This window comes from Mucilaginibacter terrigena, assembly GCF_004168255.1.
GTDB lineage: Bacteria > Bacteroidota > Bacteroidia > Sphingobacteriales > Sphingobacteriaceae > Mucilaginibacter > Mucilaginibacter terrigena.
Genome location: NZ_SEWG01000009.1, coordinates 1 through 13,151 on the forward strand (window position 1 = coordinate 1; position 13,151 = coordinate 13,151).

General features: G+C 47.2%; 13 protein-coding genes. 10 read left to right on the top strand and 3 right to left on the bottom strand.

Translation table 11 applies throughout. The features are described from left to right. A partial coding sequence (locus EWM62_RS17655; protein ID WP_129878002.1) for an adenylate/guanylate cyclase domain-containing protein occupies positions 1-645 on the top strand: 645 nt, incomplete at its 5' end. Between the two features lie 401 nt (positions 646-1,046). Here EWM62_RS17655 and EWM62_RS17660 read toward each other — a convergent pair. Then, positions 1,047-1,520: an inorganic diphosphatase gene (locus EWM62_RS17660; protein ID WP_162499750.1), complete on the bottom strand. Its 474-nt coding sequence runs from the start codon at positions 1,518-1,520 to the stop codon at positions 1,047-1,049. A 489-nt stretch (positions 1,521-2,009) separates the two neighbouring features. On the opposite strand from EWM62_RS17660, the gene EWM62_RS17665 reads away from it, so the two are divergent. From EWM62_RS17665 to EWM62_RS17700, 8 genes are all read left to right on the top strand, one after another. Next, on the top strand, positions 2,010-2,693 hold the full coding sequence (locus EWM62_RS17665) for a GDSL-type esterase/lipase family protein (protein ID WP_129878003.1): 684 nt from the start codon (positions 2,010-2,012) through the stop codon (positions 2,691-2,693). Between the two features lie 3 nt (positions 2,694-2,696). Next, entirely contained in the window at positions 2,697-4,925 is a 2,229-nt protein-coding gene (gene bglX, locus EWM62_RS17670) for a beta-glucosidase BglX (protein ID WP_129878004.1), read from the top strand. Positions 4,926-4,930: 5 nt separating this feature from the next. Next, positions 4,931-6,022 (top strand): Gfo/Idh/MocA family protein, encoded by a 1,092-nt coding sequence (locus EWM62_RS17675; RefSeq protein ID WP_129878005.1) that lies wholly within the window; start codon positions 4,931-4,933, stop codon positions 6,020-6,022. Between the two features lie 2 nt (positions 6,023-6,024). Continuing rightward, a complete protein-coding gene (locus EWM62_RS17680) occupies positions 6,025-6,759 on the top strand; it encodes a 6-phosphogluconolactonase (RefSeq protein ID WP_129878006.1) in 735 nt (244 codons plus the stop codon). A gap of 1 nt (position 6,760) precedes the next feature. Beyond that, positions 6,761-7,858, top strand: a complete 1,098-nt coding sequence (locus EWM62_RS17685; protein ID WP_162499867.1) for a PfkB family carbohydrate kinase — start codon at positions 6,761-6,763, stop codon at positions 7,856-7,858. Positions 7,859-7,996: 138 nt separating this feature from the next. Further along, on the top strand, positions 7,997-9,724 hold the full coding sequence (locus tag EWM62_RS17690) for a GMC oxidoreductase (protein ID WP_129878008.1): 1,728 nt from the start codon (positions 7,997-7,999) through the stop codon (positions 9,722-9,724). A 19-nt stretch (positions 9,725-9,743) separates the two neighbouring features. Next, positions 9,744-10,490, top strand: a complete 747-nt coding sequence (locus EWM62_RS17695) for a 3-keto-disaccharide hydrolase (RefSeq protein WP_129878009.1) — start codon at positions 9,744-9,746, stop codon at positions 10,488-10,490. A gap of 130 nt (positions 10,491-10,620) precedes the next feature. Then, positions 10,621-11,013: a group III truncated hemoglobin gene (locus EWM62_RS17700; RefSeq protein ID WP_129878010.1), complete on the top strand. Its 393-nt coding sequence runs from the start codon at positions 10,621-10,623 to the stop codon at positions 11,011-11,013. A gap of 4 nt (positions 11,014-11,017) precedes the next feature. On the opposite strand, the gene EWM62_RS17705 is transcribed toward EWM62_RS17700, so the two are convergent. Beyond that, positions 11,018-11,824 (bottom strand): SDR family oxidoreductase, encoded by an 807-nt coding sequence (locus EWM62_RS17705; protein WP_129878011.1) that lies wholly within the window; start codon positions 11,822-11,824, stop codon positions 11,018-11,020. A gap of 62 nt (positions 11,825-11,886) precedes the next feature. Between EWM62_RS17705 and EWM62_RS17710 the strand changes: the two genes are divergently transcribed. Further along, positions 11,887-12,534 carry a YceH family protein gene (locus tag EWM62_RS17710; RefSeq protein WP_129878012.1) on the top strand — a complete coding sequence of 216 codons (648 nt, stop codon included), beginning with the start codon at positions 11,887-11,889 and terminating at the stop codon, positions 12,532-12,534. On the opposite strand, the gene EWM62_RS17715 is transcribed toward EWM62_RS17710, so the two are convergent. Continuing rightward, complete coding sequence (locus EWM62_RS17715; RefSeq protein WP_129878013.1) at positions 12,527-13,126, bottom strand: TMEM175 family protein; 600 nt, start codon at positions 13,124-13,126, stop codon at positions 12,527-12,529. The genes EWM62_RS17710 and EWM62_RS17715 overlap by 8 nt on opposite strands. Between the last annotated feature and the right edge of the window lie 25 nt (positions 13,127-13,151).

Sequence of the window (13,151 nt, forward strand, 5' to 3'; positions counted from 1 at the left end):
ATCAAAGAGAACAACATCCTGAAGATGTATGTGGACGAGAACGTGCTCAATTTTATGAATCATAAGGAGTTTGAAGGCAGCCTGATGAAAAACGAGCTGCTGGAAGCTACCGTAATGTTTGTTGATGTTTGCGGCTTTACAGCCATTACCGAGCATGTGCCGGCAAACACCGTGGTAACATTGCTTAACGGCCTGTTTGATAAAATTGTAAAGGAAATTATTGCCCAGGGCGGCCACGTTGATAAGTTTATGGGCGATGCTATCATGGCGGTTTTCCGCGGCGAGTTCCATTTGGATAGGGCGATAGATGCCGCGTTGTCGGTTAAAGCCCATTTATCTAACGAGCCCGAGATAGACGCGGGCAACGGTAAAATATTCAAACCAAGCATTTCGGTAGGGATCAACAGCGGCGAAATGGTATCGGGCAACATCGGTTCGGCATCCTTAAAACGCCTTGATTATACCGTTATTGGCGACTCGGTTAACCTTGCGCAGCGTTTGCAGGGCATAGCCACCGCCGGCCAGATCATCATTACCGAAGATGTTTACCACAAGGCCAAAGAATCGTTCCAGTGTAAGCCAAACGGCCAGTTCGCCCTCAAGAATAAGGTTAAACCGGTTGATACTTACGAGGTGGTAGAGTAGAAAGATCTCGGATTTCGAATGTTCAATTTCGAATTTAAGTTAGCATTGCTACCGCAAGCCTCCTCGCTTGTGGCCAACTGGCTGGTAAATGCATCTCGTTATGAAAGTTTAGCTTTTTGTTACTGTTGTAAACCCACAGATAAAATTTAAGAAGCTGATAAATCCGATACAGATAGCTATCGGGACGTAATTCTAAAATCTAAAACCAAGGTGTCCCATTCAGAAACGGGTGGGACACCCTGTCGAAAATCAATAATATCTTTATTTACAGAATATTCTGTATTTTATATAAAGAAACACTTCAAATAAAAGTGCAACTATTACTTTTGTAAGTTATTAATTATCAATAGTTTATGTATTGATGTTTAGTGTGTCATATTTAGTGGGACACCTGGGAAAATTTAGTCCTTTATCATCCTGTAAGCTTCTTCGGCCTCTACCCTTTCTATCACTTCGAACTTTTTTCCGGCCTGTTCATTGTAGTTTTTAAAGAAACTCTCCAACTGGTTGATGATGGCCTCGGGCAGCTGCAGCATGGTGTTTACCTCACTAAATAGCTGCGATACGGTTGGCACGGCTAAAAAGCGGTCGTTACGCATGGTGCTGCCGTCGCGTTCGGTTTGGTTCACCTTTATAGCGCCAATGATCCGGCAATCAATACAACATCCCGAAAAGGTAGCGATCTCTGATATTACCACCACATCCAGCGGGTCGCCATCGCCACCTTTCGTATCCGGTATAAACCCAAAATCGAACGGGAACACCATTCCCGCCGGTAACACCTTATTCAGTTTAAAGGCCTTTAACTTTGGTTCGTAATCGTACTTATGGCCGCTGCCCTTTGGGGTTTCTACTATGATGGTGATGGGTTCCATTAGCTTATTAACAACAGGACGGATAATTGTGTTTGAACCCGGATTAAGCGGATTTGTGGGATTGGTAGGATTTCTTTTCTGAATCATTATTTATAGGATGCTATTTTCTAATGAGCGCTGGCCCAAACGTCAAAGCAGGCGGGCCGGGTGTATGGCGGGAATGGCGGTTTAGCTTTCGAACTCGCGCATGCGGGAGAAAGCGTTAAAAACCGGCAGGGCGGGCGGAAGCGTCGCTTTGACTTGGCCTTTTCTTTTGGTTCGTTTTCTTTGTGGCTAAGACAAAGAAAATGAACATCCACAGGCCGAATGGACATCTCTCTGTCGCGCCTAACAGAGAACTAATCGACGGCTCTGCATAGCAAAGAGAGTGCTTTGTACCTCGCAAGGACACAGCTTATATTATACTCTTAAAAAAATCACATAATCCCACCAATCTGTTTAATCCCGGTTCAGGAATTATTGTATTTTTAAACCGCCAATAAACAAATTATGAAATACCTCCTGCTGTTATTGCTGCTGCCTGTTTTTGCGCAGGCACAAACCCGGCCGTCAAACCAAAACCTGTTTGATACCATCCCTTTCATCCCCGACCATACCACCCAGCGGTTAGAACAATTTAAAAAGCAACCGGTAACGCAAAGCGGCATTATATTTTTAGGTAACAGCATTACTGAAATGGGCAACTGGGCAAAGCTGCTTAACGATACCACGGTGGTTAATCGTGGTATTGGCGGTGATATTACCTACGGCGTATTAAAACGACTGGACGATATCATTGCCCGTCAGCCCAAAAAACTGTTCATATTGCTTGGGATAAATGATATTGGTAAAGATATCCCCGATTCGGTTATCGCGTATAATTATTTTAAGATCATAGGGCAGGTAAAGGCAAAAAGTCCCGCTACCAAAATATACGTACAAAGCATTTTACCGCTAAATACTACCATTAAAAACTTCCCGCAGCATTACGATAAGGGCGAGCATATCCCTCGGGTAAATGCCATGCTGCAGTCGCAGGCGGGTAAAATGGGCTATACTTATATCAACCTGCAGCCCCTGTTTACTGATGCGCAAAACCGGCTGGATGCCAAATACACCTACGAAGGCCTGCACCTGAAACCCGAAGCATATGTAGTTTGGGTGGCATATCTTAAAAAAATGAAATACCTGTAAGCCATGAAATATTTGAAAATTGCGTTTACAGCCGCGGCGCTTTTGTGTGCAGAAGCATCCTTCGCGCAGCAAAAAACAATTTCGGCCAAGGTGGATGCGCTTATTAGCAAAATGACCCTGGACGAAAAGGTTGGCCAACTAAACCAGCTAAACGGCGACTGGGAAGCTACGGGGCCGGTCACCAAAGATGTAGGCAATAAACTGGATGACGTAAAAAAGGGCAAGGTAGGCTCGGTGCTGAATATTATGGGCACAAACCATACCCGCGCTTTCCAGGAAGCAGCGATGCAATCAAGGTTGAAGATCCCGCTGCTTTTTGGGCAGGATGTGATCCACGGGTACAGTATCACCTTCCCTATCCCGCTGGCCGAGGCCGCAAGTTGGGACATGGCGGCGATGGAGCGTTCGGCGCGGATAGCCGCCACCGAAGCCGCAGCCGCAGGCATCCACTGGACATTTGCGCCCATGGTTGATATTGCCCGCGACCCGCGCTGGGGCCGGGTAATGGAAGGCGCGGGAGAAGATACTTACCTCGGTTCGATGATAGCCAAGGCCCGTGTAAAAGGTTTCCAGGGCAAAGGTTTGGGTAATATTGATGCGGTGATGGCCTGCGTAAAACACTTCGCAGCTTACGGCGCTGCCATTGGCGGCAGGGATTATAACAGTGTGGACATGAGCAGGCGCACCCTTTGGGAAACTTATCTCCCTCCTTTTAAAGCCGCTTTAGATGCCGGCGCAGCTACCTTCATGAACTCCTTTAACGACCTGAACGGTACCCCCGCAACCGGCAGCAGCTATCTGCAGCGCGACATCCTGAAAGGCAAATGGGGTTTTAAAGGTTTTGTGGTGAGCGACTGGAACTCCGTTGGCGAAATGATACCGCATGGCTTTGTAAAAGATAATTATGAAGCTGCCGAAGTAGCTATAAAAGCCGGCAACGATATGGATATGGAAAGCCGCGCCTACATTGGCAATCTGGCTAAGGTAGTTAAGGACGGCCGGATAAATATTGCTGTGGTAAACGAGGCGGTAAGGCGCATCCTCACCAAAAAATTCGAGATGGGGTTATTTGACGATCCCTACAAATTTATAAACCCCGCCCGCGAAAAGGCCGCCATGAACAGGCCCGAAAATATTGAGGCCGCAAGGGATATGGGCCGCAAAAGCATCGTACTGTTAAAGAACGAAAAAAATATCCTGCCGCTCTCTAAATCCATAAAAAGCATCGCGCTGATAGGTCCGCTGAGTAAAGAGAAATGGTACCTGAAAGGTGCCTGGTCAACCGATGTTGATCCGAACGACAACGTGGTAACCATATACGATGGCATCCAAAAACAAGCCCCCGGTGCCAAAATTTATTATGCCGAGGGTTGTAAGATAAAAGACAGCGTAGCTACCGATTTTAAAGATGCTGTTGATGCCGCCAATAAAGCCGACGTAGTGGTGATGGCCGTTGGCGAGGATATTTTCATGACCGGTGAAGCACGAAGCAAGGCCAACATCCACATTCCCGGCGTGCAGGAAGAGTTGATAAAAGCGGTTGTAACCACAGGTAAACCTGTTGTAGTGCTGCTAATGGCAGGTAGGCCCATGGTGTTCAACTGGACCGCCGACCACGCCCCTGCAATAGTTTATACCTGGTGGCTGGGCAGCCAGATGGGCAACTCGGTGGCCGATGTGCTGTTTGGCAATTATAACCCTGCCGGCAAGCTGCCTATCACTTTTCCGCGCAGCGAGGGGCAGATCCCGATTTATTACAACAGCCTAAACACCGGCAGGCCTGCGCAGGGCGATAACGATACGTTTTATCGTTCGTCATACATCGATCTGCCAAATACGCCGCAATACGCTTTTGGTTATGGTTTAAGCTATACAACTTTTAGCTACAGCAATATCAGCATCAGCAAAACCAATATTAAAAAAACGGAGTCGCTTACCGTATCTTTCGATCTTCAAAATACCGGTAAAATAGCAGGCGAAGAGACCGCGCAGCTTTACATCCGCGATATGGTGGCACAACCCCTCCGCCCTGTTAAAGAATTGAAGGATTTTAAAAAGGTGATGCTTGCCCCCGGCGAAACAAAACGGATTACATTCACTATTAATAAAGAAAAATTGCAGTTTTATAACGATAATCTGCAACTGATCACCCAGCCAGGTGAATTTAAGCTGATGATAGGTGCGGCATCAAATAATATCAAACTGGAGAAAACATTTCAGCTAACCAACTAACACCCATGACCAAAACTAAAGTTGCCATTCTTGGCGCCGGATTTATATCAGATATCCACGTAGAATCGTACCAGCGCTTTATACCCGAGGCCGAAATTTTGGCCGTTTACGCCCGCAATATCGGTAAAGCCAGGGCTTTTGCCGAAAAGCACCATATTCCCGCTTATTTCGACGATGTAGATCAACTCCTCGCCGAAACTGATTGCGAGGTAATTGACATTTGCGTGCCTAATTACCTGCATGCCATCAACACCATTAAAGCTGCTAAAGCAGGCAAGCACATCATCATCGAAAAGCCGCTGGCCGTTACTTTAGAAGAAGCCGACGAAATGATAGCCACCTGCAAAGCCAACAACGTAAAGCTGATGTATGCCGAAGAGCTTTGCTTCGCGCCAAAGTATGAGCGTGCAAGGCAGGTGGTAAAAGAAGGTGCCGTTGGCGAGGTATATATGCTTAAACAGGCCGAAAAACACTCCGGCCCGCATACCGATTGGTTTTACGACATTAACCTTGCCGGTGGCGGTGTGCTAATGGATATGGGCTGCCACGCCATGGGCTGGTTCCGCTGGATGCTCGGCAATGCTAAAGTTAAAGATGTTTATGCTACCATGAGCACCGTTCTGCACGGCGGGCGCACCAAAGGCGAGGACAACGCAATTGTGATAGTAGAGTTTGAGAATGGCGTTACCTGTGTTGCCGAGGATAGCTGGGCCAAACACGGCGGCATGGACGACCGCTGCGAGATCTACGGGAAGGGCGGTGTGATTTATGCCGATCTGTTTATGGGTAGCTCGGCTTTAACTTACAGTCGCGAAGGGTATGGTTACGCCATGGAGAAGGCCGATACCTCCGCAGGTTGGAGCTTCACTATTTTTGAGGAAGTATTTAACCAGGGATATCCGCACGAGTTGAAGCACTTTATTGAATGTGTGCGCGAGGATAAAACCCCACTGGTAACCGGCGAAGATGGCCGTGCTGTGTTGGAAATGCTGTATGCAGCTTATGCATCTGCCGGGCAGGGCAAAAAGATCAGTCTGCCATTTCATCCAAAAGTTGACCGCCCCATCGATCTGTGGCTTAACGCTAAACAAGATTAATTATGAAAATAGCTATATACGATACCTACGACGATATGTCAAAAGCGGCCGCCGAACTGGTTGCCCAACAATTAGCTGAAAAACCTGCATCGGTTTTATGTTTCCCTTCGGGCGATTCGCCAACGGGGACGTTAAATTACCTTGTGCAATGGGCCAACGAAGGTAAAATAGACCTGAGCCAAAGTTTTTTTATCGGCCTGGATGAGTGGGTTGGCATGGACGAGAACGACCAGGGCAGCTGTAAATATTACCTTAAAACCAACTTTTTTGATAAGCTAAACAATAAGCTTACCAATATTACCCTGTTTAATGCCAAAGCCGCCGATCTTGAAGCGGAATGCGAACGCATTAATAAGTTTATCAGCAGCAAGGGTGGGCTGGATATCATGATGGTAGGCATAGGCATGAACGGCCACTTAGGCCTTAATGAGCCGGGGACACCGGTTGATCTGTATGCTCACCTTGCAGACCTCGACCCCGTTACCATACAAGTTGGGCAAAAATATTTTAACCAGGAAACTAAACTAACTGGAGGCATCACGCTTGGCTTAAGGCATTTATCAGAAGCGGCCAAGGCGGTACTGATAGCATCGGGTGCAAAAAAAGCGGGCATCATCCACGAAAGCTTGCAGGGAACAGTTAGTACAGATGTACCTGCATCCATCCTGCAAAAGCTTTCAAACGCCATTGTATTGCTTGATAAAGATGCCGCCTCCGAATTGGAACACTCGTCGTGATATGACAGAAAAGGCAAAGCAAATACAGCAATGCCTGCAAAACGCGCCGTCGTTATTAGCAGGTAAAAAAGCAGCAGCCGGTTTCGATGGTTTTGTAGACTCTATTGTAAAGGTTGTCAACTACAAAACCGACGATGCGGGCATTGTCTTCTTCCGCACCATCAGCGAGTTTGGCAGCTATATCAGCGGCAAAAGCGGCTCGGGCTTTAGTTTAGAGAGCGAGGAACTGGTGCAAAAACTGGGCGGCAATATGCCTATTATGGCAAATGCGCTGGCAGGTATGGGCATCGGTGTAAATTGCGTGGGCGCATTTGGTGTGCCGCACTTTGCCCCGGCCTTTACGGGCATGCATGCCAACTGCAACCTGTACAGCTTTACCAATCCCGGTTTTACTACGGCGATGGAATTTACAGATGGCAAGATCATGCTGGCCCAAATGACCGACCTGAACCACGCCGACTGGGCAACCATCAAACAAACCATCGGCATAGAAAACCTTAAGGCGGTATTCGGCACCGCCGACCTGATCTGCCTGGTAAACTGGAGCGAACTTGACCACAGCAACAGCATGTGGCAGGGCTTGCTATGTGATGTTCTTAACAATTCAACAATAAAACAATCCCAGCAATTTTTCTTTGACCTTTCGGACTGCTCTAAGCGAAGCGCCGAAGCCATAACATCCGCCATTAAATTGATCGAACAATTTGGCGCCTATGGTAAGGTGACGCTTAGCCTCAACCGTAACGAGGCAAATATCCTTTACAAAACACTTATCGGTGATGCCCCCCCTGCCGATCTGCAAGCCATCGGTAACAAACTTTTTACGGTTCTAAATATCAGCACACTTATCATCCACAATTCCAAAATTTCCATAGCTTGGGATGGCAATGGCACGCACATTAACGAGCCTGATTTTATTGCAAACCCAAAGATCTCTACAGGCGCAGGTGATAACTTTAATGCGGGTTACTGTATAGCTGTTTTATTAGGTTTAGATGCCGAAGCAGCGCTGATGATGGCCAACGCGACCTCAAACATTTATATGAATAGCGGCGACAGCCCGGGTTTAGATGCGTTAAGCGAATATTTTAGCAAGTAAGGTTCGGTCATAACAAACATCATAGTTTCCCTCTCATGAATGGGAGGAAAACTATGAGTAAATCGATTTTGGATAGTGTAGTACTTACATTTCCCAATAAAATATCGCATCTTTATAATACCAATTATTCTAAACTTCATGTCAGTAAATCCTTCAAATACCAATTCGGGCCGTGCTGCCGCGAACACTTTTGATGCTATTGTTATTGGTTCGGGTATTAGCGGCGGATGGGCTGCCAAAGAGCTTTGCGAGCAGGGTATGAAAACCCTTGTTTTAGAACGCGGCCGCGATGTAAAACACCTTAAAGATTACCCAACAGCCACCACCCCGCCCTGGGAATTTCCGTACCGTGGGCGGGTGAGCCTTAAACAGTATAAAGAAAACCCACTGATAACCAAGGCAGCCGGTTATGGTGATGATTGCGACCATTTTTTTGTTAAGGATGCCGACCACCCCTACGTGCAGGAAAAACCTTTCGATTGGATCCGCGGGTACCAGGTTGGCGGTAAATCGCTTACCTGGGGGCGCGCCACACAGCGCTGGAGCGAGTTTGAATTTACCGCGCCCGAGCGTTTTGGTTATGGCATTGGCTGGCCCATCGGCTATAAGGATGTGGCGCCATGGTATTCACATGTCGAAAAATTTATCGGCATCTGCGGTAACAAGGATGGTTTAGAAGCTATGCCCGATGGCGAGTTTCAAACGCCTTTTGAAATGAACGTGCCTTTGCAGCATATCAAGCAATCGTTAAAAGAGAATTATACCGACCGGCACCTGGTACATGCCCGCTGGGCGCACCTAACCGACCCGCAACAGGTACACCTTGACCAGGGCCGCGGCAAATGCCAGGCGCGTAACATGTGTATGCGCGGTTGCCCGTTCGGAGGGTACTTCAGCTCCAACTCTTCCACCCTGCCCTGGGCCGAGAAAACGGGAAACCTGACCATTCGCCCGCATTCTGTTGTACATTCAGTTATTTATGATGAAAAGCTTGGCAAGGCAACCGGCGTGCGCATCATTGATGCCAACACCAAAGAAACCATCGATTACTTTGCCAAAGTGATCTTCCTGAACGCATCGGCCTTAAACACCAACCTGATATTGCTCAACTCTAAATCAAAGCGCTTCCCTAACGGTTTGGGTAACGACAGCGGGGTGTTGGGTAAATACGTAGCATTTCATAACTACCGTGCATCGGTATCGGGTACGCTGGATGGGTTCCTGGATAAATATTATTTTGGCCGCAACCCTACCGATCTGATCCTGGTAAATTTCCGTAACCTGCACAAGCGCGATACCAACTTCTTTGGCGGTTATACAACCTTCATGAACGCCTACCGCGACCAGCACCCTAACGATACCGAAAACGGCCAGGTAGGCCCGCAATACAAAGACGACCTGTGCGAACCCGGCGGCTGGCATGTATTTGCTTATCTGCAAGGCGAAACCGTACCGATTGAAACTAACCACGTACGCCTTAGCGATACCGAAAAAGACCAATGGGGCATCCCGCTACTGGTTACCTCGGTTGAGTATCACCCCAATGATGAATTGATGATAGAGGACTTTTTGACCCAAACGGCAGAGATGCTGGAAAAAGCCGGCGTTAAAAACATCAGCAAGTACAATAACAAGCAATCGCCCGGGCTGGATATTCACGAAATGGGCGGTGTGCGAATGGGAAAAGATCCAAAAACATCGATGCTAAACGGAAATAGCCAACTACACGCCTGTAAAAATGTGTTTGTTACCGATGGTGCCTGCATGACCAGTACCGGTAACCAAAGCCCGTCTATATTGTATATGGCGCTTACTGCCAGGGCAGCTACTTTTGCCGCTAACGAGATAAAAAAAGGAAATTTATAAACTATTACTAATTAAACCAATGAACAAAATAAGCTTTCTGTTGCTTGCCGGTATTATTACTGTTACCGCCTGCAATTCATCTGTTAAAAACAATAACGCAACTGATACCACCACGGTACCAAACGATAGCACCACTACTGATATTACCCCTTTATTACAGGATTCGACGCTTAGCAACTGGCATAACTATGGTAAAACCACGGTGGGTAAAGCATGGAAATTAAAAGATGGCTTACTGCACCTGGATGCGTCTAAAAAAGCCGACTGGCAAAGCGCCGAAGGCGGCGATATTGTAACAAACGATGAGTACGAAAACTTTCACCTAAAGGTAGAATGGAAGATATCGCGAGCGGGCAACAGCGGCATTATGTTTTATGTGCACGAGGATACCGCCAAATACCAGTACCCATGGCAAACCGGCCCCGAAACCCAGATTGCTGATAACAAGGAGAACGAAGATGGCAAACTGATAAAACACCGCGCAGGCGACCTGTACGACCTGATCTCTATTTCAAAAGAAGTGGTTAAACCAGCCGGCGAATGGAACAAAACCGAAGTAATTGCCAACAAAGGGCAGCTGGACATACTGGTGAACGATGAAAAAGTATTATCGACAACTATGTGGGATGATAATTGGAAAAAGCTGGTAGCAGGCAGTAAGTTTAAAGAGTGGCCCGGCTTTGGCACCTACAAAAAAGGCCATATAGCTTTACAGGACCACGGCGCTGACGTATGGTTCAGAAACGTAGAGATAAAGAAACTTTAATAAATCCATAGCATTTGCATAGCCTCCTTTTGTTAAGCAGAAGGAGGCTTTTTGTTTTTATTGATTTACCGGGATAGGGTGATACCTTCCGCATACCCGATAAAACAAACAAACATGTTATCTTTACGACATGGATTCCCGCCCGCAAATATTGACCGTTGAGGATATAAAATTGCTTGTTGATGCTTTTTACCAGCGGGTACAGTCTGATGAGTTACTTGGGCCGATATTTAATGAGCGGATACAGGACAGGTGGCCCATCCATCTCGAAAAAATGTACCGCTTTTGGCAAACGGTTTTATTGGAAGAGTACACCTACAACGGGCGGCCTTTTCCCCCTCACGCCCATTTGCCGGTTGGTCCCGAACATTTTGCGCACTGGCTGGAATTATTCAACAAAACAGTAGACCAACTTTTCGCCGGCGAAAAAGCTGATGAAGCAAAATGGCGCGCGGACAAAATGGCAACCATGTTTATGGCCAAGATCGAATACTTTAGGAACAACCCGCTGAATATAGTTTAGTATTTTACGCTAACCAGTCGAACCAGTTGCTGATCTTGTAATCGTACCCCAATACCTTGCCGGTGTACACGCTGCTGATGATCTTCCATTCCCTCAGTTCCGGTAAAAATGCGGGCTGCTCTAACCCTGCTTTTGCGGCGGCCTGTGTGTAAAATGCAAATTTTGGCGGGTGATGCGGTGCACAGGCATTTAATTTATGGCCGAAGGCGTCTTTTTTTAATACCGCAAACGTGAGCCCTATACAATCGTCCTGATGGATCATATTAACCGGCGCCAGTCCGTTTGGTATGTCTTTCTTTCCGGCAAAGAACCTGCCGGGGTCGCGGCCCGGGCCAACCAGGCCGCCAAAACGAATGATGGTGGTTTTAAAAGCGGTTTGTCGCCTGAATAATTCTTCCGCCTCAAAAAGTATCAATCCTGACTGTGTGTTAGGATTCGGGTCGCTTAATTCATTCATTTCCATATTCTGTTCCGAGTACACGCCTGTGGAACTTATGAGGATAACCTTTTTAACACTGACCCGGTGGATAGCATCGATAACATGCTGTAGTTTATGAACATACTCAACCCCCTCTCCCGAGCGACTTTTAGGCGGGATAGCTATGATTAAAACATCACAGATAAAAAATGCAGGATCGTAATTGGCATTTTTATCTGACAAATCGATAAGGAAGGGATTTAGCCCTTCCGCGGCAAGCACTGCCAGTTTATCTGCAGATGTGGTGGAACCGTTAACCGCAAAGCCATTGGTAACAAGCTTTTTTGCCAGCGCCAAACCATACCATCCGCAACCTAAAATACTAACCGTCATATTTGAGCGAATATAACAAGCCGGAATGGAACACTCATAAAAAGCAAATTATATATTTGTGCATGGATACTCCGCAAACTTTACCTGTTTTATCTGATACCGAATTAAGGGTACTGGGCTCGCTGATGGAAAAAAGCAAAACCACGCCCGACTATTACCCCATGACGCTTAACGGGCTTACCGCCGCATGTAATCAGAAAACAGCACGCAGGCCTGTAGTTGATTATGACGAGAACACCGTAATGCTGGCGCTGGATACCTTAAAACGGAAAGGGTTAATTTCTACCGCGACAGGTGGCAGCAGTAGGGCCATTAAGTACAAGCATAACTTTGGCATCGTGTTCCCTGTGGTACCATCAGAAGTTGCGGTGATATGCCTGCTGATATTGCGCGGGCCGCAAACGCCGGGCGAGATCAACACCAATTCGGGCAGGTTGTATGAGTTTGAGGACCTGGACGAGGTGCAGGCCATGTTGGAGAAACTGGCGAGCGGCGATATGCCCTATGTATTGCAGTTACCCAAACGCCCCGGCCAAAAAGAAGTGCGCTACCGCCACCTGTTAGGCGGGACTATCGTTGAAGACGATTCGCAGGACGAGCCATCGCGCCGCACATCAACATCCGAACTGGAAGAGCGCCTGAGCAAAGTAGAAACAGAATTGGCCGAACTAAAGGACGCTTTTGATAAACTGATGAAAGAACTCAGTTAGCGTGATGCTGGTTATTTTCGTCGGCTAACTTGCGCTCGATACGCCTGTCGGGGATCAACCAGATCAGCGCTACTATAAAGTACATGCCAAAAGCTATCCACGAGTGGATGAACGAAACGACTATAGCGGCTGCATAAATACCGGTAGAGATCTTCCCCTTGGTATCGGTACCAATGGCTCGGGCCAGTACCGAGTTTTCGCCATGATGCTTAACAAGGCAATGCATCAATATGCCGTATGAGATCGAACTCATGATTAGCACCAAGCCATAGCAAACAACCGGCACCTGGCTAAAGTGGTTCTCGCCCATCCAGGCGGTAACAAACGGCACCAGCGATAGCCAAAACAATAGGAACAGGTTGGCCCATAAAATAGCGCCGTTAACAGATTTTGCCGCATGCATCATATGGTGATGATTGTTCCAGTAAATACCCACGTAAACAAAGCTGAGCACATAACTCAAAAACACCGGTGCAAGGTGTTCCAGCGCCCCCCAACCGGCATCGTGCGGCACTTTAAGCTCCAACACCATTATGGTGATGATGATAGCTAATACCCCGTCGCTAAATGCTTCTAAACGCCCTTTGCCCATTTTGTTTGTTGATGATATTGAATGA